Source organism: Acinetobacter sp. neg1, assembly GCF_000788125.1.
Classification (GTDB): Bacteria; Pseudomonadota; Gammaproteobacteria; order Pseudomonadales; family Moraxellaceae; genus Acinetobacter; species Acinetobacter vivianii.
Genome location: NZ_JSZD01000006.1, coordinates 1 through 26201, shown reverse-complemented (window position 1 = coordinate 26201; position 26201 = coordinate 1). Strand labels below are relative to the sequence as shown.

Sequence of the window (26201 nt, the reverse complement as noted above, 5' to 3'; positions counted from 1 at the left end):
AAAGGACTTTAGAGATGAGCAACAATCCGAATCAATATCCAACTTCTGCGCCTGCCCAAGAACAACCACACCAACCTGGTAAGCAACAAGCGATGCATCCAGAACCTGAAATTATCAAGTCGACGCATCAGGGCAGCAATAAACTCAAAAATAAAGTTGCACTGATTAGTGGTGGTGATAGCGGTATAGGCCGTTCTATTGCCGTATTATTTGCTCGTGAAGGTGCAGATATTGCAATTATTTATCTTGAAGAACAAGAAGATGCTGAAAAAACCAAACAACTGGTTGAGCAAGAAGGTCGACAATGTTTACTGTTTAAAGAAGATATAACTGATCCTGACGTCTCAGAAAAGTGTGTTGAGGAGACTGTAAAGGCTTTTGGGAAAATTAATATCTTAATTAATAATGCTGGCGTTCAGTTTCAGCAAAAAGATTTAATCAATATTAGTAATGAACAGTTAGAGAGAACCTTTAAAACCAATATTTTCTCGATGTTTTATTTAACTAAAGCGGTACTGCCTCATTTAAAAGAAGGAGACAGTATTATTAATACCACCAGTATTACCAGTTATCACGGGCACGATGAGTTAATAGACTATGCCAGTACCAAAGGCGCGATTACAACATTTACCCGCAGTTTGTCGACGAATCTCATGAAGCAGAAAAAAGGCATCCGTGTGAATGGTGTTGCCCCTGGCCCGATCTGGACCCCGCTCATTCCAAGTAGTTTTGATGCAGAAACAGTAGAGAAATTTGGTCAGGATACACCCATGGGACGAATGGGCCAACCGAGTGAAGTTGCGCCTGCATACTTATTCTTGGCTTCCGATGATGCCAGTTATATTACAGGACAGGTTATCCACGTGAACGGCGGTGAAATTATCAATGGCTAAGCCAGTATAAAACCTCCTTTGGGAGGTTTTTTAATAACAATAAGAGGCTATAAAATGAATCAGCATTTTACTATGGAAGGTATACAGCAAAGGGCTTTGCACTATTTACTCCATTTTTTAGAAGAACAGCATTATCGTTTTACCGTCATTACACCGCTTAGTCATGAACGGATTTTGAAGCGCAAGAAATACTTATCCAATACAGCGAGAAGCTTAAAGGATATTTTTGGCTGGAATCTGCCCTTTTATCCTGAAGCTCTGGATCAACAACTTTTTCTGATCTTAAAAAATGCCGACCTGATCCGTCTTGAAGATCATCAATGGTTGAGTACAGTTCGAGTGGCATCTCTGGATGAAAAGTTATTTATCCATTCAGCTTTTCCAACGCTTGAAACCGATGCAGTGTTCTTTGGGCCTGATACTTATCGTTTTTATTATCATCTTAAACAATGCTTACTCCACCAGACACATGTTATACAGCGTAGTGTGGAACTTTGTTGTGGTGCTTCGCCTGTCGCCATTACGATTGCCAAGTTAATTCCTGAGGCTACTGAAATTTTTACTGCGGACATTAATCCTAAAGCACTGTTTTATAGTCAGGTGAATAAAGATTTTACAGGGTTAAGTAATATTTTCCCCATACAGAGTAATCTTTTTTCCGATCTGGAGGGGCATTTTGACCTGATCTTTGCAAATCCTCCTTATCTGATGGATTTGCATGAACGCCAATATCGGCACGGCGGCAATGCGCTGGATGGCACTGATTTATCCTTTCGTATTCTCAGCGAAGCAATCAAAAGACTGACGCCTCAAGGCACGTTATTTTTATATACTGGCATAGCGATCAGTCAGGACGGCAATAAGTTTTTAGAAGCAGTCCATAGCTGGATACAAGATTATCCAGACTTTAACTACAGTTATGAAGAAATTGACCCTGATGTGTTTGGGGAAGAACTTGAACAACAAGCCTATCAACATATTGAAAGAATTGCTGTGGTTTTGATCAAGCTCTCTGCTGCCTGATTTTTTTGAATATAAAAAAAAGCTCCATGACGGAGCTTTTTAGCATTAGGCGGGTATGGCTTCTGCCACAGCTTCCCTCGCCCAAACCCGATGATGACGGAGTAACTGTTTTAGCTTCTCGGCCACATGACGGAAATCATCTTGCAATAGCGTGCCTTCATCTGGCTCTAAGTCGAGCTGATCCAGTAATTCAGCCTTATCACCCAAGAATACAATTGGTTTTAAATGCTTATAGGCTTCAAGTAAATAATGCTTGGTCACACCATCCGCCAAAACAGCATCTAAATTATCGCCATCTGCAATCACCACAGCATCATAGATAATAGAAGGTTCCGCTTTCTGCATGCCATCCGAGGTAATCACTTCATCGCGTGACCCTTTTACTGGTGCCAGCATTGGCGTTAATAAATGCACAATCGCATTTTCCTGAATCGACCAGTTAATGATGGTACGTAATGTCTCCGCATTGACTTTGTCATGAATCAGTACGGCGATTTTACGGCCCTGAATATCCTCAGGAATAAACGCCTGCATAGAAAGTTTTTCAGATTTTTCAATGCTGGCCTGCTTAAAGTTTTCTTTTAAGTCCGGCACCTCGATTCCAAGATTTTGTCCAACTTGTTTCGCGAGATCGGTATCAATATTGGCCAGCACTTCCTGAACTTCACGCTCACGGATATGCGGTCGCTGTACCTTGCTTAATTCAAAAGTATAGGCATCGACAACATGTTTTTGCTCATGCGGTGCCAAGCTCTGATAATACAAACGCGCTTGTGAAAAATGATCCGAGAAAGATTCACTACGCTGACGAATTTTGTGTCCATCAATGCGCTCCTGATAACTTTCAAAGCCGCCATTCTGTGCAGCAGCAGGAATCTCAATCGGCCAGTTATTATCAATCGAATTCGGCTGATATGAAGCCTGACCTTTATGGATTTGATGCTGATGAATGCCATCACGCTGATTATTGTGGAATGGACATACAGGCTTATTGATTGGGATCTGATGGAAATTCGGGCCACCCAAACGACTTAACTGAGTATCGGTATAGGAAAATAAACGAGCCTGTAAGAGTGGATCATTAGTGAAATCAAGCCCTGGTACGATATGACCTGGGCAGAATGCAATTTGCTCGGTCTCTGCAAAGAAATTATCCACATTACGATTCAACACAAACTTGCCAATTGGCGTAATCGGAACCAATTCTTCAGGAATAATTTTAGTCGGATCGAGCAGGTCAAAATCGAAGCTCATCTCATCTTCTTCTTCAACAATCTGCACACCCAGTTCCCACTCAGGATACAGGCCTTGCTCAATGGCTTCATACAGGTCTCGACGATGAAAATCAGGATCTTTACCTGCCAGCTTTTGTGCTTCATCCCAAACCAGTGCACTTAAACCCTGTTTCGGTGTCCAGTGAAATTTCACAAAACGTGCTTTTTCATGAGCATCTACAAAACGGAAAGTATGCACACCAAAGCCCTGAATCGAACGTAGATTACGTGGAATTGCACGATCAGACATCGCCCACATCACCGCATGCGCGGACTCAGGCACCAGTGAAACAAAATCCCAGAAAGTATCATGCGCAGTCGCACCAGTCGGAATTTCTCTATGTGGTTCAGGTTTTACTGCATGAACGAAATCAGGAAATTTAATCCCATCCTGAACAAAGAATACGGGGGCATTATTGCCAACCAGATCAAAATTGCCTTCTTGGGTATAGAACTTAATGGCAAAACCACGGATATCACGTACTGTATCCGCCGAACCACGTGGCCCCTGAACTGTCGAAAAACGCACAAAAATAGGTGTTTGTATGCTTGGATCAGTCAGGAAACCCGCTTTGGTAAAACGTTCATTGCCTTCATAAGCCTGAAAATAACCATGTGCACCGACACCACGCGCATGCACAATCCGTTCTGGAATACGCTCATGGTCAAAGTGCGTAATTTTCTCACGCAAAATAAAATCTTCGAGTAAAGTTGAGCCTCGCACACCCGCTTTTAAGCTATTCTGGTTATCTGCAATTTTTACCCCTTGATTGGTCGTTAATGCTTCGTCGGTGGCATCACTTCTTACCTGATCAAGCTGTCTGGTCTTTTCAGTCTGATTACTTTTGTCTGGTGTATTCCCAGCTAAAGCACTTTTAGTATTGTTATCTTTAAGATCGTCATTCATTGGGCTACCCTGTTTTATTGTTGGCTAAATAAAATGATTAAATGGTGTTGTGGTTTTCCTGACTTAACGCGGTGAAGCGGTTAAATAAGGAAATAACAATTCGGCATACTTCTGAGTACTCCATAGGCCTATGCTTTTGTGATGAGATTCGGGGGCCAGAAAAGGCGTCAATTTACAAAGCTTGAGTGCAAAATTGTCTGTCTGGCTAACTCTGGTTTGTAAGTGTTCCAGTTCGCCATCCGAGATGTAACTGAATAAATAATCATGTAATGGTTGTTCTTTACTTAGGCTATTCTTATAAGGCAAGACATGGGTTGAGTATTGATCGCCAGCAATCCAGTCATGAATAATCTGTCTTTCTGCAGGTGTAAACACACCATACATTTTTCCATCTTCATGGCTAATCATGCGCCAGAATGGGCTCTCTTCAGGATCACAATTAAATCTAATCCAACGCTTTTCGACCAGTTGATTGATAAAACTCCCAATCTGTTGTGGATTGGCTAGCCACTGATTAATGGATTTGCATCCAACAAATTGTTTTTCGTTATGAACCAGTTGCCCAATTAAGGCTTTGCGTTTTAAGATTTTATGAACAAAATTTTCAAGATTCAGGTCTTTAATAATTTGTAGTGAGGACATCCCCTGCTGATTTAAGGCATAGCCTCGTTTTACCTTCGCCATAAAAGCTTCTTTATCTTTATATTTTTTATAAACATTTTCAAAAACTTTTAAAGACTTATGCGCATGGCCATTGTCCAGATTATCGATGGTAATATGCAAATTGAAATATTTGGCTTCGATGCCCAGCTCTTTAAGTTCATAGTTGGTAATTAAAAGGTGTAAAGGAAGCTGCTCATAGCCGAGATTAAAACCAATGATTTCAGGAATAAACTCTGGTGGTGCATAAGCTAAAGCCAGTTGAACTGCTGAGTGATGGTAATACTCGTCATCTAGGAAAAGTTCAAAATCATCCAGCCCCAATACACGCAATAAATCATCGTAGATACAGACATGATTGGACTTCGCCTGCCCCAGACCAAGCTCTTCTAGATAGATTAAAATGAGGTCATGAAAAACAGGATCATTCCAATAATTTACGAAGCTATATAACCAAGAACCGTCTACTTTTTTTACAGGGGCAACTTTTAGTAAAAATTCAAATGCCTGCCCGATGTTTTTAAAATATTCTCGCTGGCTCCCTGCTTGGCGCTGGCTTAAATACTCTTGATAGCTGAGACATACTTTACGATTTTCGTTGTTATACCAATTACGGATTTCCTCAATCTCATTGGGCAAAGAAGTCTTATTCGGCTTCATCGTATCAAATTCTTGTGCTAAGAAATTAACTGCTTTTTTCTCTTTTTCAAAGTTAGATATATCCCCATCAAGGAAGAAAGAAACTAACTCGTAATAATTTTTATGATCGTCCTGCAACAAATCAAGTAATCTTTTTTTTACGACAACAGACATTTCCATTCTCCGAATCGAAAATATAAATTTACCTTACGTTGCTCATCCTTTATTCCTACCAACATTTTGTTAAAACAAGTTAAGATTGAAACAAATAAAAATCAAAAACCTTTTATATCAACAAAATAGGAAAACTACTTTTTTACATTTCAATATTTTGAATTATTTAATCAAAAAATAGATTAAAAAATAATTAATAATTTAAGTAATAAATTTGGTGAGAAAAACCTATGTTTAAAAAATCATGCGAATTACTGGCTCAAAAGAAGCTTTCTGTTTTCTTTCTTGAAAGTGCTTCCGCAGGTTATTTATCCTATCAGTTTTCTTTGAGTCCATTTTCTGGAGATATTCTTATAGGAAGTCTGGTTTGTTATGACTTAAAAGTAAAAGAAAAGGTGCTAAAAATTTCTCCAAAACTCATTAATAAATATAGTGCTGAGTCTATTCAGGTCACAGAAGAGATGATTAAAAAAGGAAAGAAAATCTTTAAATCAGATATTTATATTTCCTGTACAGGATTGCTCAAGAAAGGAGGCTCTGAAAGCAAACAGAAACCTGTCGGAACATTCTTTTATTGTATAGATTATAAAAATAAAACCTATATATTCAAAAAGATATATAAAGGTAGACCCGAAGCAAAGCTAAAAAATCTACTCAAGGATATATGCCGTGACATTGTTAAGATTATCAATAAAAAAGATATCCAAAATAAATGATCTTATTCTTTGTTGCAGTTTGTTACTTTAGTATAAACTTATATTAAGACTGTTCGCTTAAAAAACAAACACAAATACTTAACTTGTTAAAAAATCATTATTTCCATAAAAAAACTGCATTACATTTAAATATAGTGAAACAGGCTCACCCTATGATTAAAATAAAAATATGTTTTAATTAAATCATCTGATTTACTCAGATATTATCAAAAACCAAATGAGGTGTACGATCATGAGTAATACAAATAACCAAAGTAATCAAGAGCGCAATAATCAACAGCAGCAACAACAAAATCAGCAAAACCAGCAGAACCAAAACAATGACAACCGTCAGCAGCAACAGCAGCAAAACGACAACCGTCAACAACAGGGTTCGAATCAAAAAAATTCTAACCAACAAGGATCAAACCAAAATAATCAACAGAAATAAGATTTGATTATTTTGAGATCCGTAAATATTTAGGAGAATAAATTAATATTCTCCTAAATTTTATATAAGTTAGAACTTGCTGGAGAACGATAATGACAAATCAGAATATTACTGATCAAAATAATCAAGCTTCACGTGTAAGTATTGATCCAAATGATCATTGGCGTGAAAGTTATGTAACTCGCCCTTATTATCAGGAAGCTTCACTGGATACACCAGATCTGGATTATGATCGGGATTTTTCCAAAGCATATGAGCTAGGTAGTCGCGCACGTTCTGAGCACGACCGCAACACTCAGTTCGAAGATGTGGAAGGTAATCTCAAAGAGTCTTGGGAAGAGCTAAAAGCTGAATCAAGATTAAAATGGGAACAGGCCAAGCAAGCCATCAAAGATGCGTGGGATAAAGTCTAACTTCCCCTTCCTATACAAAAATGAGCTTATTTAAAACATAAGCTCATTTTTATTGCATAGAATATAATCACTTACAAACTATAAGAAAGAGTATATAAAAATGGATCTCATCGGTGTTTTCATTCACGATACGACTTGGGAATTGGTCGTAGAAATCATCATTCGTTGCTCTGTCATGTTTCTACTCATCCTGATCTTCTTGAAACTATCAGGAAAACGCGGCATCAGGCAACTTTCGATATTTGAAGTCGCCATTATTCTTAGCTTAGGTAGTGCGGCTGGCGATCCGATGTTTATAGATGATGCGCCGATTGCCCAAGCTTTTGTGGTGATGTGTACCATTATTATTTTATACCGGCTTGTAACTTGGGCCATGATGAAAAGCAAAAAAGTTGAAACGCTTCTGGAAGGAAAACCACTTTGTATTGTCGAAAATGGGTTGATGGTCATTCAGGATATGAGGAAAGAAAAATATTCGCATGATGAGTTTTTTGCCGAAATGCGCCAGCAAAGTGTTGAGCATCTTGGACAGGTAAAAGTCGCGTTGCTTGAAACTGACGGCTGCTTAAGTATTTTATTCTATGCTAAAGATGAAACAAAATGGGGTCTGCCTCTATTTCCAAATCACTATAAAAAAACAGATTATTTAAACCCAACGCTTTTTTATTCTTGTATGTATTGTGGGAGGACTCAGCACTTAAAACATCTTGAGGAAGAATGCCCGCGATGCAAGGGAAAAGATTGGGCAGAATCTTTAAATACATTGCATATCAACTAATGCTTTCTTATGCTTATTACAGTCACTTATAAACTTGGCGCCGAGTTTTAAGTGCTGTAAAGCAGATCATCTTAGCTGCTAAGGCGAAAAACTTTTCCCGTCCGTGGATGAGTAAAAGTTAAGTCATCATTGAGTTCGATCACTTTATCCGTGATCACAACTTTAAACAAAGGCGACCAGGAAAAATCATTGATATTCACATCCATTGTGGGCATCTTCTCATAAATTTGCTCCACAATAATCTTGTCACCCGCCTCACTACTCGCATCAACTTCTTTTAAGATATATTGTTTCGACATCTCAAAAACTCCTGTTTCAAAATAATCGTGGCAAAATACGAGTGATTATTTTATTTCATTAAATTGGTTCTTTATGCTTAAAGTATGAAACAATCTCTTCACCACTATTTTTAGACTTATCGACTATATTTCCCAATTCATCGTAATAATAGCTTGGTATCACCACTTTATTTTTTAATTTTGATTCTGATTTTTTTGTAGAAACAATTAACTTTTCCACAAAGCCAGATAACCATAGTATGTATTCACCTTTATTTTTACTTTTAGGTAAAATACTCACATCCAGATTAATTGATAATGCTTTTGACTTCATTAATAAATCTTCAAAATTAATGTAATTGTAAAGCATTTTAAAATTTGATTTTTTAACTACAGACCTTAACTCAATCATTAAATTATTAAGGTCTTCTACATGATCATCTGTGAACCCATGTTTAGATTGAACCTGCTCATAAATTTGTTCTGCTATTTTTAAATATTGATGCATGACATTATTCCTTTATATTCTATTTAGGAATTTTGCAGTATTTACAGTAATCAATTGTTAATAAAGTTGTGCTTTATGAAATAGCTCTTAAATTTCATATACATAAACACCACACAATAAGTGATTGGAACTACACTAATAAAAATTAGCGTGATTAACATCACAATAAAATGTATTGTTTATAATTCAACTTATTCTAATTCGCTATAAACACTAAAAATGACTAAAGTAAGGTCAGGCTACTTTAGTCATTTTCCCGTCATGCTTCTTTAATTAAGATGCTGGGGATTGACCTGAGTTGGAAGTCACATTGCCCGTATGAACCTCTGATGAGCCATGCTCTTCCATCATCGCTGGCGCTGATGTATGTTGCGTATCATCATGAATTTCATTATTTGGACTTACAGGCGCTGCTTCCATCGAATGAGGTGTCGTTGTTTCACCTCGTGTCATCGGATCATCAGCAGTCCGGTTCTTTTCACAGCCTGCAAACGTAAAAACACAACATATTGCTAGACTTTTCACCAATAAATTCTTCATTTTCATTACCTCTCGCTTGGTTTTATGAGTCACTAAGATTGTTCTCAACGATCTACTCTATTCATCCATCATCCACATACATTTCTTTTTCCGTTCATGCGCCAATCTGCATTTTCGACGCTCAGATAAAGACTTATGATGTCTAGCTGAGTCTCGTTCCCACTCATCTAGATCCATCATACGATCTGGAATATATTGAGAACTGGAATGGAAATTAGAACCGATCAATTGATTATCTTTAGCACTCATATTTTATTTCCTTATATTTATACTCAATTTTATATTTACCTAAATTTAGGATTTATATAAAAAGAAGCTTGATTACAAGCTCCTTTTTTAGATTATTTTAAGAACTTACTCAGCACTTTCTTACCTTTTACGCTATCGTCCATGCTCAGATCATCATCTTTTTTCTCATCAGATAGTTTAGTTTTATCTTTATGAGATTTATAATAACAACCTAAAGCAACACCTGTTCCTAAAGTCAGAATTGTTTTTAACATGTGGCACCTCTTAATGTATTTAAGCTACCTCTATACTGAACATCTTTTATGTAAATTTCCCTGTTAGTTTTTTTACTTTTCTTAAGAAATGAAATCTTATGTAATCATATAAAACATAAACATTTAGTCAAAAAATCCATAAGCCATTAAAAATAATAAATTTATCCACACATTAAATTATACATATATCTTTCGACATATATCTCGAAACAAGTTAATAGAAAAGTATAAAAACTTTCAAAATCAAAACAAATGATATAAAAAAATTGATTCTTCTGGACTTACCCTAAATAGATGCATATTTTTCACGAAGGAGAAATAATAATGGCTAAAATAAAAGCCTTTGAATCTATATCTATTCAAGATTTAGAAAATAATATTAATGAGTGGCTTAGAAATGAGTTAACGAAATATAATCATCAGGTCAATATCAAACAAATCAGCCATAGTTATACGAATGAAAATACCCTCTTCAAATTTACAGCCCTACTTGTTTATGAATATAACTAAAAGATAGTGATGCCTGATTAAGCTGGAAATCTGGCTTAATCAGCTTTCCTACAATGATTTCGTCATTATTTTTTCTTTACGTTGTTTCAAAACACTCCTACTACTCACAACAACAGGGTTAACGGACACAATAAGAAACCCAAAACGCTTCATAATCACAAAATGACCAGCGTTTAGGGAGAACTTGATATGCCACAATATTTGCGGATAGCTGAAAAAATTTACCAAGAACTTAAGGAGAATAAAGAATTTAGCAATGATCCGTTAGAAAATTTAAATAAATTGATGATTGAGCTTCGTAAAGAGATAAAAGATTCTAAATTAAAATTACTTTATAACTTTATTGATTTTGAAGAGTGTCTCAATAAGCCCAATGCTGAATGTAAAATTCAGCTGGATATTAGCCTTATACCGACCTTAAAGAATGAAGGTGAATTCATCTTATGGTTGGCAGGTTTTATCCAGCGAATTACCACAGATGGGAAGAAAAAGCTGCCACCTATTCGCAAAGAGATACCACCAGAATTCAAATATACCCAGCCTAAAGAAGTCAAGAAAGCCATGCCCGTGCAGCCTGAATACTCTAAAAGTGGAGAATTGATCAACTCCTACTTTAAGTCAGATGAATTTATAGAAGCATTCAATAAAAGCCACTAATTTACAGAAATAGAAGTGGGCTCTTGACCGTTCACACTTCTATGATTTGCTGAAATCATTCAGCAGCCGCCTTTAAGGGCGGTTTTCTTTTGTCTAGACATATTCCAACGTATAAAAAACCCTATTCACAAAGAATAGGGTTTCGAGACTTTAATGAAAACTTTCTATTTGCTCAGATCTGTGGTGCGAGTCCATGCATCACGTGAAGCATGTCGTGCCTCTTCCCAAGACAAACGCGAGTCCGCTTTGCCTTCTTGGTCCCAATGTGTTCTTAACTCAGGTTCGACTTCTTCGAAAGCCACATCAGGATCATATCCATAACGTTTTTCATAACCTAAGCGATATGCACCTCGGTAATCCCGATCATAGTCCAGATCAGGATATTTGGCCTTTGCCTCATTATAATAAGGCTGGTTAAAATAATTTTCGCGCCAGTAAGCATCTTCGACCGTAGGATCAATGGCCTCACCGACTGCATTACCAGCTAATCCACCAACAAAAGCACCCACGGCGCCACCAACTAATGTTCCTACAGGCCCACCAGCACTACCAATGGTAGCACCTGCAACCGCACCACCTGCTGCCCCAACGCCCGTGCCGACTGGATGTGAACCAGGTTCACCGGTAATTGGATCTGCATTTAATTCTTTTTTCACTTCGTCAGATGAATTTTTAATACGTTCACGATCATATTGGTCATTATTTGTCATGGTTATTCTCCTTAAAAATATTTACTTGAAACCTTCTGATGAGATAGAAGTTTCAATCAATGAACTATTTACAGTTTCAGACTAAATAAATTCTTTGTTAAAAACCGTTATAAGAATTTTTTTTAAGTTAATGGCGATGACTTCAAGTAAAGAAAGAAATATATTGAAATAGATATAGAAACTTATTGAAATAAAAACCCTCACAAAGAGGGTATAAATATTTTAAGCTTTATTATATTCAGGTCAGACTATCTTTGTCTTTATTCAAATATTTTGTATATTCTGCCTGATATTTCTGAGCAAGCTCCTTTTTTTGATCGTCTGCTAAAATTTTACCTGCTTGCTGGAAGAAACTATGCTCCTCCTCTTGTAAATGATGATGCACCACTTCAGATAATTTCTTGGCAATCGCAAGCCAACCAGAGTTACTAAATTCAGTCTCTGTGAGTTTTTCCAGTAACTCATCCATTTCATGGTGCTCAGATAAAGCATGTCGGGTGATGTTCAACCCTGCATCAGACATCATCAATGGAATATATAGAAAGCGATCCTCAGCTACTGCATGCGCAAATAGCTCATTTTTTAACAATTCAAATAGCTCTCTTCTTTCTGGTGTATCTCCAGAGGTTTGGATGAGCTTTTCAGAAAACGCTCTTTGCTTTTCATGACTTTCTCGCAAAGCTTCAAATATCGTCAATTCTTTTTCACGTTTTGGCATGTTTTATCTCTTTAGGCTATAGTGAAAAATTTATATTAAAAATCAGTTTGATAAACTATTTCTAAGAACACTTTATTTTAATATCTTACTGGCTTCTACTCATTTAAGGAGTATTGATGCTGGATCAACACTCCTCCATCATGGCAATGTTTGGCTAATTTCGATTGAAACTATTGGTAAAATCTCCATGCTTAAAATAGGAAATTATCTGTTCTGCATTTTGATCATTGCTCATGAATCCGATCTGCTTAAGGTCGCTATGCACTGTAAATTCGGGTGGGATATTTTCTACAATCGGCGGAGTTCTCTTTTTCCCGCCTACCGTAATTTTCTCAATGAATCCCGCTAACCACAGCACAAACTCATCCTGATATTTATAATTTGGAATTAAACTGACATCTATATTTAAGTAACCATCTATAATCTGGTTCTTAAAACCAGAATTAAACTCAATAAAATTATAAATAAGCTTCATATCCGTCCCCTTCAGCTCTTTACGAATTTGCTTGAGTAAATAATTGATACATTCGGCTGGGGCTTGCGTAAACTTATTTTCGTCTTTAAGGTTTTTATAAACTTTTTCAGCAATACGCAAATATTGTGGCATTTCAAGGGTCCTCCACTTTTTTGTATTCTTCCTTATTATCTAAAATTCATTTTTTCAATTTGTAATCATTTTTACTTTTATTGTGTCCTATATTGTTTTTATGATAATAGATTCATATTTAGTAATAATTATAGACTATTTTAGCTCCAAATCTAAATTTTTTGTATCCATGTAAGTCATAAAAACTCAATTCATAAGAGAACAATTCTCATATCTAACAATTCGTTACTTGTGGTTCAGGCTAGTTCTTGGCATCGTTTGTCCATTGCTTTATTTTTAGGAATCTCCTGGCTATGGCTAGTCCAGCACAAGCTATAAGACATAAATTACTTAACACTTTCTTTTCAAGACATTCTGTTTGGTTTCTTTGTATTTTCATTGCTTTAAGTATTACGTGGTTCAAAACAATTTATACGCCTCATAGTATTTATTATTTTATTTCAGACACCTTGCTCAATGGTCTGTGGTTAGTCACCAGTTTACTCAGTTTGGTCGGTCTCCATGATTTATTGCAAAAGAAACATGCCATTTTAAGAAACTACCCGATTCTTGGACATTTTCGTTTTATTTTTGAAGATGTTCGTCCAGAAATCCGTCAGTATTTCATTGAATCAGATCAGGATGCGCTTCCCTTTTCACGCATGCAACGTAGTCTTGTTTATCAACGTGCCAAGAATGAAAATGCAGATAAACCGTTTGGGTCAATTATTGATGTTTATGATCCAAATTACCGTTTTATTGTCCATTCGATCGCACCTTGCCCGCCATCTGACCCAGCTTCATTCCGTGTACAAATTGGTAATGCACAATGTAGCCAGCCTTACAGCGCATCGATTATGAATATCTCTGCAATGAGTTTTGGCAGTTTGAGTGCAAATGCGATTCGTGCACTCAATAAAGGTGCAGCGTTAGGTAACTTTTATCATGACACAGGCGAAGGTAGCTTAAGTCCTTACCATTTAGAAAATGGTGGTGACATTGTCTGGCAAATTGCCAGTGGCTATTTCGGTTGCCGTACGCCACAAGGTCTGTTTTCACCAGAAAAATTTGCTGAACAGGCAAAAAACCCAAAGATCAAAATGATTGAGGTGAAACTTTCTCAAGGTGCAAAACCAGGTCATGGCGGTATTTTACCAAAGCATAAGATTACAGAAGAAATTGCCGCTATCCGTGGTATTTCCCGTGATCATGACTGTATTTCACCGTCTAAACACCCAAGCTTTAATACCCCGATTGAAATGATGCACTTTATCCAGCAGCTCCGTGAACTTTCTGGAGGCAAACCGGTTGGCTTTAAATTATGTATCGGTCAGCCTTGGCAGTTTATGAGCATCGTGAAAGCCATGCTGGAAACTAAAATTGTGCCTGATTTTGTTGTGGTAGATGGTTCAGAAGGAGGTACAGGTGCAGCGCCAATCGAGTTCAGTGACTATATTGGTACCCCTTTAAGAGAAGGTTTACGCTTTGTACATAATACGCTGGTCGGTGCTGGGTTACGTGACCAAATCAAAATTGGTGCCAGTGGTAAAATGATCAGCGCCTTCGATATTGCCAGTACTTTTGCATTGGGCGCAGACTGGGTCAATTCAGCACGTGGCTTCATGTTTGCCGTAGGCTGTATTCAGGCACAAAGCTGTCATACCAACCAATGTCCAGTAGGTGTTGCGACACAAGATAAAGACCGTCAAAAAGCGATTGATGTGCCAAGTAAGGCAGAACGTGTCTTTAACTTCCATAAGAACACGCTACATGCACTTTCTGAAATGATCGCAGCGGCTGGTCTCAATCATCCTTCAGAGATTAAAGCGCATCATTTAGCTCAACGTATGAATGATCGTGAAATTAAAAACTATGCACAGATCCATTTCTTCTTAAAGGAAAATGAGTTGTTGCTTGGTGATTTAAAAGATGAAGACAATTTCTACTATCGCATGTGGAAACTTGCCGACCCAAATCATTTCTAATTTTTGTAAAAAAGGCCACTCAAGAGTGGCTTTTTTATGGCATATACAAGAAACAATTAGCGGCTAATTAAGCGATAAATAGCAAAAATTGCAATCATCAGAATTAATAAGAATTTCAGATAAGACGTCCAATTGTACTGCGAGCCTTTACCCTGCCAGATTTGTACTTCTACAGACTGAAATTGAATATTTGTGGCTTCCATCAATTCAGCATGAACGGCGTAATTCATCCCGTTATTCGACTCACTCACTGAAAATGGATCTGAACCAATCACCAGCAAGATGGGTTCATTTGCCTCATAATCATGCCGATCATTGCTCTGAAATACTTCAGGATGATAGCTATTCGAGGTCTCAATTTGAACACCTCCCATCCACTTCAACTCGGTTTCACCAGACTGTATAGTTACACCTTTCGCCACAAGCACAAAACGATAAGGATTTTTTGTTGCATCCGCCTGAAAGCTAATTCCCACATTTGGCCGTTGAAATGTGTCCTTCGGTTTATCAATAACGGCCTTATTTAAACCCTGAATCTCACTCGAAGTTAACAGGATCGAATTCACCAGATTTTCGCCATATTCTCCAGCTTTGGGCTCATGTTTCACCTGACCGCATGCAATTAAAATGATACTTACACCCAGCATGAATACAGCTCGAAACCAATTCATTCTGACTTTGAGATGAGAATTTTTACTAAATCGTTTCATTTAAAAAACACTCACTGCAATATGACGATCTAGCATCCAGCGAATCACAGGACTTTGCTGTTCCACAGGTAAAGATAAAATGTATTCAAAAGTTCGTATAACGACTTCACACTGTTTATTTTTGTCCTGTGCAGTTTCACCTGCATTGATCAAGTCCGCATCAGGCCCATAATCCTGCCTTAACTTCTCTGCAATCTGAATCCACGCTGGCGGAGCTTGCATGCGGTCTACCACTGAATGCGTGCCTTGATGAGTTAAAATATAATCAAGCGCAGCAGCGGTCTGTTGTTGCGTGGCGACACTCAGCAAATTTCTTCGTTCATCTAGCGTTGTTTTAGCATAGAGAGGAAATGCAATCGGGAAACAATTGCCTTTGCGTTTGGCATCATAAAGTTGCTGTAAATAGGCTTTTGCCCATAAACGTTGTCCCTCGTCATCTGCTTGCTTCTCAACAATCTCTCGAAGCTTCCACCACAAACTGCTACTGACGGCAGCAAGCATTTCTTCGGGTTGAACGACAGCATTGGCCGTTTGCTGAATGCTTTCGTAGTCTTTAAAAGCATGTTGCTTCAGCGGTTGTAGCAAAATAATCTGATCCAGAAGGTTCTGACGTTGTTCAACTGGATTGTTCTGTACAGCTTGCCCAGAGGTTAACTCGTGCTGTGAGCAACGATTTAACAAAAAGAAAACTGTAAAAATAGCCCCAATTACAATAAATGCTGCTCTCATTGCGCATTTCCTTGTTATTTTAATATTTGAAAATGAATAACTTAAGATAACCCATGTTTAACGTTTAAATGAACAGGTGGAACTGGTCTGGGTCACCAAAGTATTGGTAGATGCATTGCAACTTAAATAAATACCGCCATCTTCAGTGCAGATTCTTGCTGCATAAAGCTGACTATTATTTTCTAGCAATTGCGCTGGACGATCTGTATAACGGGCGAATCTCTGCAAAGCCTGAATGCGCTGTTTACATTGGCTGAACTCAAGTATGGTTTTTTGAAATTCGGATCTAGAAGTCACGGTTCTCGTTTTATTGCTTGCCAAATCCTGTGTATAAGCATTTTTCTCATGCATAATGGCTTGCTGCCGTTGTTGCTCCATCTTACGGCAATCACCCGTAAAACCATCAGCAACCGAACCTGTACAAGCCGTTTTTTGACTGGATTGAATCGCACATGGCCGACTTTGATAGGCTGTACCCTGATTGGTTACACATTTATATAGCTCTTCTGCACAAACTGGAAAAGCAGTACAGAGCAGAATAAAGACACAAAAAACCCTTAATGTACCTTTTTTCATTATTTCCCCGAATATCTAATGTATTGATATTTTTTATAATATTCAGGATTCTATCACTTAAGTAATGGCTAAAAAAGTAAAATCAGTAATAATAATGGTTAGGTTTCGCATGTAAAAATGCTGGAATCAGACCAGTCAGCGCCGCACGAATATCCGCACGCTCATTAATCAATTGGTGTGAGCCTTCTTCTAACATCAGCAAAGTCTGTAACCGAAACTTCCGACGAATATATTCAATGTTATAACGCCAATCCACAGTTTGATCGAGTGCACCCTGCGCTAACCAGACTGGAATACGACAAGCTGGGCGCTGCTCCATTTCAAGCATCCACTTCGACATCGCAAGAATCCAGTCCATCCCCATCATCCGAGGCTGCAAAGGATCGGTTAGGCGGATAAAACGCAGAAATTCAGGATTGTGATTATTACGACGGAAATGTCGCGGTACTTGACTCTTAATACGGCGGATAATGCCCAGCCCGACCGAGTTATGCCACCATGCCGTTTTTGCTGGTCGAATCAACGGTGAGAGCAATAAAACTCGATCCACAATTGGGTCTTCGCGACGTTCAGCAAATTCGAGTAAATGATGCATCCAGATGGCGCCACCCGTACTTTGCCCAATTCCCAACCACGGTTTTGGTAATTGCTTGGCGCCACGAACTGCATCATAAACAGCATGTAAGACTTGCTGATAATGATCAAAATTCTGAATACTCGCTGGTGAACCATTGCTGAGACCATGTCCAGGAAGATCATAGGTCACAATACTAAAACCCTGATCCAGAATTTCCTTGATAATGGGTTGATAAATACCACTATGTTCCAGATAACCATGTAATAAGCACACGGTGCCTTGAATCTTTTGCTGTTTCGGCTGGAAGACCTGCACATGCAAACGGAACAAAGGCATTTCCACATAACCTTGCCAATGCTCACAATCCAGCAAATTTAAACCATAGAGTTTGCGATAGGCCTGTAATGGTTTTGATGGCTCGACAATCGCTGATAGATCCAAAGGTTCCAGTACCTGCGGTGTGGTTTCACGATTTGGAACAGGCAAATCCAGTTGTTTTAGAATTGTCGGATTTAAAAATGGAATATTGGACATTATGGTATCTCTCGACAATCACTTGAACCAATCAACATATCACGAATTGTTGCCAGCATTTCGTAGTTTGCACGGCGACTGTGGTCATAGTTTTGTTCGCTAGGACGCCAGTCTGTCAAAGTGGTTGGCATAGGTGCAATGACAGGAACCGTTTCAATACCGCTTAAGGCAAATAAACGGCGGGTACGAGGCATGTGATATTCATCAGTAATGAGGATCACCGTTGGCGCCCCACCTTTCTTTTGTAGCAATAAAGAGCTGAATCTGGTGTTTTCACAGGTATTCATACTTCTATTTTCAAGGAGTTTGGCCTCTATGCCACGCTCTTTTAACCATGCCTGCATATAAGGCGCTTCAACACCACTCAACACGATAGGCAAAGCATATTTTTTCTCGACCTGAAGCGTTTTTTCCAAACGCAAACGGGTGTAATTGTTTACCACGATATCTTTACCATTTGCACCTAGCGTTAAACCGCCGCCCAGCACAACAATAGCATTTGGCTGAGAAATATTTTGTGGCTCAGGTGCGCCATCTTTATTCTTTTTCAGCTCAATCAGATCTTTATTGGTCTCGTCTTTATCATCTTCATTGACAGGTAATTCGATTGGATAAGTTTCTAAAAAAGCAATGTATTTACCCATCAAAGCCTGATTATCCGGTGTATTCCACTGCAGAAAATCTAATGGCGTTGTAATGGTGACTGCTGAACTTGCCTGATCCTGATCAGGTCGCTCACCCATCAAGGGAATATTCGGTTGCTTCTTTTCTTCGGCACTTTCTTTTTCCTGCTCTTCCGTAATCAGCTCTTGCAGTAATTTATAACGTGCCTGAATCAGTCTTAAATCTTCAGATTTCTCTGACTGAAAGGATCTTTCCATCAACTTAAGATAAGCCTGTCGCGCAATCCACAGATTCGAACCGGGTTCTAAAGTCTCGTGCTCACTCAAAGCTGCGGGTTTTTGGCTTTGTGCTGCGACTTCATTCACATCTACAGGCACAAAGCGGTTGAGCCCTTTAACCACCAGTTGTGAATAAAAAGGTGAATATAAAAAAAGTACAAAACAGCCCAATAGCACAAATAATATGGTAATTACTCGTACTAAACTGACCATCCAATGCACTTTAGCCATAAATCTCCTCATCCACTATGCGCTTGAATCAAACCGTGTTCACTATATAACACAGGTTCAGGTTCGAGCTGAATACTAAACTTTTGTTTTACATCACTTTGTACAGCCTGATAGGTATTTTTTACATCCGTCAGTGCTGCATCGGCATAATTGACTAAAACCAAAGCCTGCTTGTGAAACATGCCAACTGGCCCTAATTGCTTACCTTTCCAGCCCGTTTGGTCAATCAACCAGCCTGCTGCCACTTTAACATTGCTATTCGGCTGTGGATAATGCGGTATGTTAGGAAATTGTTGAGTAATTTTGTCAAATTCAGCTTCAGACAAGATCGGGTTCTTGAAAAAACTTCCCACATTCGGGAATTCTTTCGGATCTGGTAACTTGCTTTGACGAATAAGAATGACCTGATTTTGTAAATTTTCTGCGTTAAGCTCATCGCCCACTGCTTGCTTTAAGTCGCCATAATTCAATCTGAGATCCGCTTTTTTCAGCAGTTTAAAAGTAACACTCACGATGATGTAACGATTTGGATCATCTTTGAAAATACTGTGACGATAAGCAAAATGACAAGCTTGAGCTGGAATAGAGTCAAACTGTTTCAATTTACGATCATAAACCTGAACAGAGTCAATAAACTCTCCTGCTTCAACACCATAAGCACCAATATTCTGTACTGGAGAGGCACCCACCAAACCTGGAATCAAAGCCAGATTTTGTAAACCGAACCACTGCTGCTGAGTGCTGTATAAAACAAAGTCGTGCCAGACTTGACCCGCACCGACCTTAACAGTCACCGTATCCGCATCCTGAGTAACAACATCAATGCCCTGAATATTTAAGTGAACAACCAAAGCCTGTATTTGCTGTGGCAATAACACATTACTACCGCCAGACAATACCAATACATTGAGTTGCTGCTGTTCAGCAAAATCCAGCGCTGCAATCACATCATTTGGCTGATTGATCTGAACATAATGTGAAGCAATAGCATTAAGATTTAATGTATTTAAACGTTTAAGCGAAACCTGCTCTTGTACTTGCATGTTAAATTAAATCCTATGACCCTGCTGTTATCTGCTTTTTAAAAATATCGACCCATGCTTTACTGCTTGATTCACACTGATCCAGCACACGATCAAAACCATCTGCGCCACCATAATAAGGATCTGGAACAGCTTGCTGCTTGAATTGAGGATCATGCTCACTCATCAAGGCGATTTCTGCCCGAATTTGTGCTGCACCAAATTGCTGAGACGCTTTTTGCATGAGTGCCTGAATATCATCTAAGTTTTCATGATCCATTGCCAAAATCAGGTCAAACTCAACAAAATCATTCAGGTTAATTTGTCTTGCACGCAATGCTGACAAATCGTAACCACGCTGCATCGCATGTTGTTGACTGCGTGCATCAGGCGCCTTGTTGGGATGATAATTACTGGTTCCTGCTGAATCGACAAGCACGTCCAAGCCATGCGCGTCACAATAATGTCTGAGAATTGCCTCTGCGGTTGGAGATCGGCAAATATTGCCTAAACAGACACATAAGACTTTATACTGTGTTTTCATTACAAAACAGTTCCGACCATTTAAATGTTGAGGAGATAAAAATATTGCCTGCAAAATTCCAGCAAACAAAGGCACCGCACGTAAAACTCATTATGCATGAATTGACCATTGTGACATCCCGTATTTTGTCAAAAATTGCTTTGATTTGAAAGGAAATCGTGTTGATTATTATTGAAAATTCTTTATGAATATGTACTTTTTTGGAATTAAGGATGGTCGCTATTACTCTTAGGCCTCGAAGTCCTACATAACGACTAAATTTAGATAAGTTTACATTCGCGAACCTGCTAAGCACATAGTTCAGGTAATAAATTTTTATTTAAAATATCTTACCAACATTTAATTAGTTTTTTAAAAAAACTAAACAGTATAGTCTGTATATGTACTGTTATTATCCCCTCACAATAATTAAACAGAGGGTAAAAACTAACGATGGCGACACCTTATATTGTAGTCGGCTGCCCCACAACTGGCGGCGGGCAAGTTATATCAGGCAACAGCATGTTCCTGATCGAAGGCATTCCAATTGCTTGTGTTGGTGATAAAGCTACATGCCCGAAGCATAAAACGGTTGCAACGATTACCTCTGGCGATCCGTGCATGCAGATCTTTGGCAAAGCTGCGGCAAGAGTCAATGACTCACTTTCATGCGGCTGTAAGTTACTAATCAAACAGAGCCTTGTTGTACAAGATAACGGCTCTTCAGCAGGCGCAAGCCAAGCTAAATCTAGTGCTGTAGTAGCGCAGAATAATCTTGTTGCCCAGAGTGATGATTACGGCGTGAAGTTCCTTTTACTAGATGAGCAAACAGGCACACCACTAATCGAGCAGTACTTCAAGTTGGTTACACCTGATGGAAAATTACTTGAAGGATTTACCGATGAAACTGGTCACACCAAGATTGCAGAAACAGGTAAAGAAGCTAAAGAAGTTGACTTAACTACTTTTGACTTATCCGAACCATTACCAGAGTGGAAATAAGTAATGACTGCACCACATGATAGAAATGTTTACCCAGATTCAATGGCAGGTTTCCCTACTGAACAAAAGGTTTGTGTCATTACAGAGCCTTTGTGTAATCAATATATAAAAGAGCGTAATTATTATTTAGCTCGCCCTTATAACTTTTTGTTAGATATAGAGCAATGGTCCGAAGTGGCACAAAATGGTATAGAACTTTTGATGGCTGTAAGGTTCGGGATGGAATATGATGTTAATACGTTCCCAGATGGCTTTATGCATGACATTGCATTTCACACACAAATGTACCTTAAGTTCCATAACTATGTACTAAAGCACTCCTTAAAAGAAATTCCGAAAATTGTAGGTGAGTTTCAGCAAACTGCATTTAAAGTCAGGTTTCTCAGCACTTTTGCCGTCAATGATTTGCGTGAGTTAAGAAATTTAGGCCCATTTGCACAAGGTAAAGGTGCCGTTAAGTCCCTTAAAGACTTAAACAAGACTCTCAGTAAATTGAATGTACTTAATGCAACACGAGACTTAGAGTTATTGGCCAAAAATGGCGGTCCTCTGCATATTAATAGGGATATGTTTAAAAGAGTGTTTAAAAAAGACTTTAACCCCGGAATGGTTCAAATATTTAAAGATCAAAGGATTTATAAAGGAGACCCTAATAATGTTCAAGCCAATGAATTTAAAGAAAAGTTTGGCTATTAGCATCAGCGTTTACCTTTCATTAATGACTGGATGTGCAAATACCCCCGATGCCGGTGAAACACTAAAGAATGGTGGTGATGGTGCGGCTGGTATGCTTTTAATTGATTCAGAAGTTTATCGTAAGGCAGCGAATAGACAACTCGATGCAGTCACAGTCGAGTTACTATTTTCAACTATTGCCAAAATGTCTGTACTTGAAAGATACGAGAAAGACAGTAAAGGCGCTTATTTACTGGAAGATACTTTCAATGTGGGCAATGCTAATCAATTCTGCTGGGTAAACAAATTTTTGTTAGAACATAGAAAAGAAATACCTTCTAACCTTGACTATTCAGATACTTATAAATGGGTAGACGCTAAGCAATTGGTTCTTGTGAATATGCTAAACGAAACTTTAGGCGATAAAAGAATGAAAAATGATTGTAGATCCTAATTCTACTTAAGTGCAATAAAATGCCAATCCTCAAAATTGGCATTTTTCATTTATATATTTTTATCAATTTAAGTTATACAACCCTAACCATTTACTCACTTGTCAGCACATTAATGAGAAGAAATATTAAATAAATATTTTAGACTGACTGGTCAATAGACAGAACTGTCTTTATTTAATAAAATAGCACGGTAAATCGCTGCCGTGAGTAAATTTTATATGCCAACTCGATATATCGTTGTAGGGTGTCCCACAACTGGTGGTGGTAAAGTCATCACAGGCAATCGTAATTTTTTAGTCAACGGTCAAGCAATTGCATGTATCGGGGATGAAGCAACCTGTCCAAAGCATACTGGTGTTTCGATCATCATCACAGGTGACTCTACAACTCAGCTTGGCGGTAGATCAGTTGCACGCATTCATGACTCACTTTCTTGTGGATGTAAGTTACTTCAGCCAGAAGAAGCCTAAGCTGTGTCCGAAGTCTTTGATCAATATCCTCCATTTTATGGTTAAAGGATATAAAGCTATCTATCATTTTAAAAATATTCATTCATCAATAATCTTCCAGAGGTGGGCTTCCCTTTTACCTGATTAGAACTGCAATATTTTCCAATTATAAAAATAACTGGCGACTCAAACGATGTCTTTAAGGCTCGGGATATGTTCAGAGTAAAATTCACATGGAACATCAAAAAGTTTTAAGCACAAGAAAAAACAATATTCATTATTATTTTCAATAATTTAAATAATAAACTATCTAAATATTTATACGTTACTGGGAATGATATCAACAGATCAAAATTACACTTTTCAAGCGCATCTTATGTTAATTTATTTGAGCAATGGCCTATAGTCACACGATAAGAAATATAGTATTTATGATGAAAAAATAAGGATGTATGTATGAACCCGTTTCAATTTCAAACCGTTCCCAACATCATTGCGGGTCTAGGTTCTATACAAGAACTTAAAAATATTTTAACTCAACATAATTATCATAAAGCCCTGATCGTGACAGATGCAGGCATGATTCAGCATCAGTTGCATCAGCCGATTCTTGATATTTTACAAGAGATTGATTTGGCGCATATCATCTATTCAGATATTCAGGCTGATCCACCCGAACATATCGTTTTAGAAGCCGTAGATTTTGCCAAGCAAGAAAAGATTGATGTCATCCTAGGCTTTGGCGGCGGCAGTTCAATGGATGTTGCCAAAATCATTGCTTTGCTTGCACACCCAGAGCAGCAACAGCAGCTCAGTGAAATCTATGGTGTCAATCAAGCCAAAGCACCACGTTTACCGCTTATCTTGATACCCACCACCGCAGGTACAGGCTCTGAAGTTACCCCGATTTCGATTGTCACTACAGGTGCAACCACCAAAATGGGCGTGGTCTCTCCGATCCTCTATGCGGATGTCGCCATTTTAGATGCAACTTTTACGCAAGGTCTCCCTGCACATATCACGGCGGCAACAGGTATAGATGCAATGGTTCATGCCATTGAAGCTTATACCTCGAATATTAAAAAGAACTTTTATGCCGATATGCTGGCTAAAAATGCGTTGAAATTACTGAATCATAATCTGGCTAAAGCTCTCAAGAATGGTGCTGATCTGGAAGCGCGCCAGAATATGTTAGTTGGTTCAATGTTGGCAGGTCAGGCGTTTGCCAATGCTCCAGTAGGTGCCGTACATGCACTCGCCTATCCGCTTGGTGGACATTTCCATCTATCACACGGACATACCAATGCATTGGTACTGGTCGAGGTATTAAAATTTAATGCACCCAAAGCCAAACAGCATTATGCGGAATTAATGCAACTCTTAGATCCACGAAGTACAGGCTGTACAGATGGCTTATGTGATTTGTTTATTGATCATATGCAGAATCATCTAGATCAAAGTGGCCTGACTTTAAAATTAAAAGATTTGAATGTTCCAGAGGCCAAGCTTGTTCAACTGGCTAAAGATGCCATGCTGCAAACCCGACTCTTGCAAAACAATCCAAGAGAAATGACCGAACAAGATGCTTTACAGATTTATCAGGCGATTTATGCATGAGTAAACCCATTTTAAAAACACGAGCACAATTTAAATTCTTTTTTCCAATCCAGACCCGTTGGGCTGATAATGATATCTATGGTCATGTCAACAATGTGACCTACTATAGTTATTTCGATACAGCTGCCAATTCATTGCTGATTCAAAAAACGGGTTTTAACATTCACAACAGTGAAATTATTGGTCTAGTGGTCGATTCAGCATGTAGCTTTCTACAGGAACTTTCATTCCCCGAAATGGTTGAGGTTGGTGTAGCGATAGGAAAAATTGGTAACTCATCGCTTAGATATGAGCTGGCAATTTTTAAACAAGGTCAGCCCCAAGCAGCGGCACAAGGGCATTTTGTGCATGTATTTGTTGATCGCAAACATCGAAAAAGTACTGCTATTCCTCCAGCAATGCGGGAAGTTCTTGAGCAATATTTGCTGCCGAGTGAATAAAGTTAATATAAAGAAGCAAAGCGATTAAGCTTTGCTTCTTTATTAACGCTTAAGGTTTCAATTGAATATTATGCAATTCTGCATCGAAGGTTTCGACCAAGCTCTTGATGGTCGGTTCCTGATGTAGCAATTCGACGGCACGATTAAATGCTTTTTGCTTACGTTGATTTTGCATCAACAACGGCGTGTTTGAATCCACCGCACCATATTGCACATTAAAATGGGTTTGAGGCCATTGTGCTTTTAAAGCATCTTCCAAACCATGTTGTAACTGTGACAGCATGCCTTCATATTCCTGAGGGATCAGGAAGATAGATGCGCCATTGATCTGGCCTTGCATAATGCCATGTTGTGCCAATTCTTGCACCGCAGGCGAAAGCTGGCTGGTTCTAAACCAGTATTCCCATTTTTCCAGATTCCATTCGCCTTCCAAGCTCTGCTCACGCAACTTAAGAATATCTTGCGGCATTAAATTGCCCAAATCTTCTTGAGTAGAAGCAACCGCATTCGCTGGTAACTCAACAGCGATTTCCGCCACTGGTTCATCAATAATAACAGCTTGTTCTGTCGCCATCACAGGCTGTGACTCTAGAGACAATTCATCTACTGGCGGCGCTGTTTCAGTATTCTCTTCAACTGGGAAAATCAGAACGTCTTCCGAATCTGTAATACTCGATTGAACAATTTCTGCCTGCGCTGAAGTTTCCAGTCCGATCAACTGACCTGCTTCTGCATCAAACACCATCAAATTGCTATCTGAATTTTGCGCAACAGGTTCAGGTTCAGGTTCAGGTTCAGGTTCAGGTTCAGGTTCAGGTTCAGGTTCAGGTTCAGGTTCAGGTTCAGGTTCAGGTTCA

The 26201-nt window shown here is 38.6% G+C and carries 32 protein-coding genes and 1 pseudogene; 15 read left to right on the top strand and 18 right to left on the bottom strand.

The genetic code is table 11. The annotated features are described in order from the left end of the window. Window positions 1-14 precede the first annotated feature (14 nt). Window positions 15-893, top strand: coding sequence for an SDR family oxidoreductase (locus tag PJ15_RS01210; protein ID WP_047427013.1), 879 nt, complete (start codon window positions 15-17; stop codon window positions 891-893). Between the two features lie 54 nt (window positions 894-947). Continuing rightward, on the top strand, window positions 948-1916 hold the full coding sequence (locus PJ15_RS01205; RefSeq protein ID WP_047427010.1) for a N5-glutamine methyltransferase family protein: 969 nt from the start codon (window positions 948-950) through the stop codon (window positions 1914-1916). Between the two features lie 45 nt (window positions 1917-1961). Here PJ15_RS01205 and katE read toward each other — a convergent pair whose 3' ends face one another. Both katE and PJ15_RS01195 read right to left on the bottom strand, forming a co-directional pair. Next, window positions 1962-4097 (bottom strand): catalase HPII, encoded by a 2136-nt coding sequence (gene katE, locus PJ15_RS01200; RefSeq protein WP_047427008.1) that lies wholly within the window; start codon window positions 4095-4097, stop codon window positions 1962-1964. 63 nt (window positions 4098-4160) lie between these two features. Further along, window positions 4161-5570: an iron-containing redox enzyme family protein gene (locus PJ15_RS01195; RefSeq protein ID WP_047429107.1), complete on the bottom strand. Its 1410-nt coding sequence runs from the start codon at window positions 5568-5570 to the stop codon at window positions 4161-4163. 230 nt (window positions 5571-5800) lie between these two features. On the opposite strand from PJ15_RS01195, the gene PJ15_RS01190 reads away from it, so the two are divergent. From PJ15_RS01190 to PJ15_RS01175, 4 genes are all read left to right on the top strand, one after another. Next, on the top strand, window positions 5801-6286 hold the full coding sequence (locus tag PJ15_RS01190; protein ID WP_047427005.1) for a CinA family protein: 486 nt from the start codon (window positions 5801-5803) through the stop codon (window positions 6284-6286). Window positions 6287-6518: 232 nt separating this feature from the next. Further along, window positions 6519-6716, top strand: a complete 198-nt coding sequence (locus PJ15_RS01185; RefSeq protein WP_047427002.1) for a hypothetical protein — start codon at window positions 6519-6521, stop codon at window positions 6714-6716. Window positions 6717-6823: 107 nt separating this feature from the next. Continuing rightward, window positions 6824-7129, top strand: coding sequence for a hypothetical protein (locus PJ15_RS01180; RefSeq protein ID WP_227504685.1), 306 nt, complete (start codon window positions 6824-6826; stop codon window positions 7127-7129). A gap of 100 nt (window positions 7130-7229) precedes the next feature. Further along, on the top strand, window positions 7230-7907 hold the full coding sequence (locus tag PJ15_RS01175) for a DUF421 domain-containing protein (RefSeq protein WP_047426994.1): 678 nt from the start codon (window positions 7230-7232) through the stop codon (window positions 7905-7907). A gap of 71 nt (window positions 7908-7978) precedes the next feature. On the opposite strand, the gene PJ15_RS01170 is transcribed toward PJ15_RS01175, so the two are convergent. From PJ15_RS01170 to PJ15_RS18565, 5 genes are all read right to left on the bottom strand, one after another. Continuing rightward, the gene (locus PJ15_RS01170) at window positions 7979-8206 is read right to left on the bottom strand and encodes a hypothetical protein (RefSeq protein WP_047426991.1); all 228 of its coding nucleotides are present in this window, start codon (window positions 8204-8206) and stop codon (window positions 7979-7981) included. Between the two features lie 58 nt (window positions 8207-8264). Further along, a complete protein-coding gene (locus tag PJ15_RS01165; RefSeq protein ID WP_004771900.1) occupies window positions 8265-8693 on the bottom strand; it encodes a hypothetical protein in 429 nt (142 codons plus the stop codon). A gap of 273 nt (window positions 8694-8966) precedes the next feature. Beyond that, window positions 8967-9233, bottom strand: a complete 267-nt coding sequence (locus PJ15_RS01160; RefSeq protein ID WP_047426987.1) for a hypothetical protein — start codon at window positions 9231-9233, stop codon at window positions 8967-8969. A gap of 57 nt (window positions 9234-9290) precedes the next feature. Continuing rightward, entirely contained in the window at window positions 9291-9482 is a 192-nt protein-coding gene (locus PJ15_RS01155; protein WP_047426986.1) for a hypothetical protein, read from the bottom strand. A 92-nt stretch (window positions 9483-9574) separates the two neighbouring features. Next, entirely contained in the window at window positions 9575-9736 is a 162-nt protein-coding gene (locus PJ15_RS18565; protein WP_004771897.1) for a hypothetical protein, read from the bottom strand. Window positions 9737-10060: 324 nt separating this feature from the next. Here PJ15_RS18565 and PJ15_RS01150 point away from each other — a divergent pair, with 324 nt between their 5' ends. Then, entirely contained in the window at window positions 10061-10246 is a 186-nt protein-coding gene (locus PJ15_RS01150; protein ID WP_004771896.1) for a sporulation protein Cse60, read from the top strand. Window positions 10247-10435: 189 nt separating this feature from the next. Further along, complete coding sequence (locus PJ15_RS01145; RefSeq protein WP_047426982.1) at window positions 10436-10903, top strand: hypothetical protein; 468 nt, start codon at window positions 10436-10438, stop codon at window positions 10901-10903. A 164-nt stretch (window positions 10904-11067) separates the two neighbouring features. On the opposite strand, the gene PJ15_RS01140 is transcribed toward PJ15_RS01145, so the two are convergent. The 3 genes from PJ15_RS01140 to PJ15_RS01130 form a co-directional block, all read right to left on the bottom strand. After that, window positions 11068-11613: a glycine zipper domain-containing protein gene (locus PJ15_RS01140; RefSeq protein ID WP_047426979.1), complete on the bottom strand. Its 546-nt coding sequence runs from the start codon at window positions 11611-11613 to the stop codon at window positions 11068-11070. A 238-nt stretch (window positions 11614-11851) separates the two neighbouring features. Further along, window positions 11852-12331 (bottom strand): hemerythrin domain-containing protein, encoded by a 480-nt coding sequence (locus PJ15_RS01135; RefSeq protein ID WP_004771891.1) that lies wholly within the window; start codon window positions 12329-12331, stop codon window positions 11852-11854. A 154-nt stretch (window positions 12332-12485) separates the two neighbouring features. Beyond that, window positions 12486-12938, bottom strand: a complete 453-nt coding sequence (locus tag PJ15_RS01130; protein WP_047426976.1) for a hypothetical protein — start codon at window positions 12936-12938, stop codon at window positions 12486-12488. Between the two features lie 293 nt (window positions 12939-13231). On the opposite strand from PJ15_RS01130, the gene PJ15_RS01125 reads away from it, so the two are divergent. Further along, entirely contained in the window at window positions 13232-14902 is a 1671-nt protein-coding gene (locus PJ15_RS01125) for an FMN-binding glutamate synthase family protein (RefSeq protein WP_004771888.1), read from the top strand. 56 nt (window positions 14903-14958) lie between these two features. Here the strand turns inward: PJ15_RS01125 and PJ15_RS01120 are convergent, their stop codons facing one another. The 7 genes from PJ15_RS01120 to PJ15_RS01090 all read right to left on the bottom strand — a co-directional run bounded on the left by PJ15_RS01120 (window position 14959) and on the right by PJ15_RS01090 (window position 20727). Beyond that, the gene (locus PJ15_RS01120) at window positions 14959-15612 is read right to left on the bottom strand and encodes a hypothetical protein (protein WP_047426971.1); all 654 of its coding nucleotides are present in this window, start codon (window positions 15610-15612) and stop codon (window positions 14959-14961) included. Further along, window positions 15613-16341 carry a hypothetical protein gene (locus tag PJ15_RS01115; protein ID WP_047426969.1) on the bottom strand — a complete coding sequence of 243 codons (729 nt, stop codon included), beginning with the start codon at window positions 16339-16341 and terminating at the stop codon, window positions 15613-15615. 57 nt (window positions 16342-16398) lie between these two features. After that, entirely contained in the window at window positions 16399-16917 is a 519-nt protein-coding gene (locus PJ15_RS01110) for a hypothetical protein (protein WP_047426967.1), read from the bottom strand. A gap of 82 nt (window positions 16918-16999) precedes the next feature. Then, a complete protein-coding gene (locus PJ15_RS01105; protein WP_004771884.1) occupies window positions 17000-18028 on the bottom strand; it encodes an alpha/beta hydrolase in 1029 nt (342 codons plus the stop codon). After that, window positions 18028-19161 (bottom strand): YdcF family protein, encoded by a 1134-nt coding sequence (locus tag PJ15_RS01100; RefSeq protein WP_004771882.1) that lies wholly within the window; start codon window positions 19159-19161, stop codon window positions 18028-18030. The genes PJ15_RS01105 and PJ15_RS01100 overlap by 1 nt, the downstream gene beginning before the upstream one ends. Window positions 19162-19169: 8 nt before the next feature. Further along, entirely contained in the window at window positions 19170-20204 is a 1035-nt protein-coding gene (gene murB / locus PJ15_RS01095; protein WP_047426963.1) for a UDP-N-acetylmuramate dehydrogenase, read from the bottom strand. 13 nt (window positions 20205-20217) lie between these two features. After that, window positions 20218-20727: a low molecular weight protein-tyrosine-phosphatase gene (locus PJ15_RS01090; protein WP_047429104.1), complete on the bottom strand. Its 510-nt coding sequence runs from the start codon at window positions 20725-20727 to the stop codon at window positions 20218-20220. Between the two features lie 432 nt (window positions 20728-21159). On the opposite strand from PJ15_RS01090, the gene PJ15_RS01085 reads away from it, so the two are divergent. The 6 genes from PJ15_RS01085 to PJ15_RS01060 all read left to right on the top strand — a co-directional run bounded on the left by PJ15_RS01085 (window position 21160) and on the right by PJ15_RS01060 (window position 25344). Further along, window positions 21160-21708, top strand: coding sequence for a PAAR domain-containing protein (locus PJ15_RS01085; protein ID WP_047426960.1), 549 nt, complete (start codon window positions 21160-21162; stop codon window positions 21706-21708). A 3-nt stretch (window positions 21709-21711) separates the two neighbouring features. Then, window positions 21712-22404 carry a hypothetical protein gene (locus PJ15_RS01080; RefSeq protein WP_047426957.1) on the top strand — a complete coding sequence of 231 codons (693 nt, stop codon included), beginning with the start codon at window positions 21712-21714 and terminating at the stop codon, window positions 22402-22404. Beyond that, complete coding sequence (locus PJ15_RS01075; RefSeq protein WP_052138539.1) at window positions 22364-22837, top strand: hypothetical protein; 474 nt, start codon at window positions 22364-22366, stop codon at window positions 22835-22837. The genes PJ15_RS01080 and PJ15_RS01075 overlap by 41 nt, the downstream gene beginning before the upstream one ends. 219 nt (window positions 22838-23056) lie before the next feature. Beyond that, the gene (locus tag PJ15_RS01070) at window positions 23057-23308 is read left to right on the top strand and encodes a PAAR domain-containing protein (RefSeq protein WP_004771876.1); all 252 of its coding nucleotides are present in this window, start codon (window positions 23057-23059) and stop codon (window positions 23306-23308) included. A gap of 435 nt (window positions 23309-23743) precedes the next feature. Further along, complete coding sequence (locus tag PJ15_RS01065) at window positions 23744-24904, top strand: iron-containing alcohol dehydrogenase (RefSeq protein ID WP_047426952.1); 1161 nt, start codon at window positions 23744-23746, stop codon at window positions 24902-24904. Then, window positions 24901-25344: an acyl-CoA thioesterase gene (locus PJ15_RS01060; RefSeq protein WP_047426949.1), complete on the top strand. Its 444-nt coding sequence runs from the start codon at window positions 24901-24903 to the stop codon at window positions 25342-25344. The genes PJ15_RS01065 and PJ15_RS01060 overlap by 4 nt, the downstream gene beginning before the upstream one ends. A gap of 49 nt (window positions 25345-25393) precedes the next feature. Here the strand turns inward: PJ15_RS01060 and PJ15_RS01055 are convergent. Then, window positions 25394-26201: pseudogene (locus PJ15_RS01055) on the bottom strand (DNA polymerase III subunit gamma/tau); the annotation flags it as partial.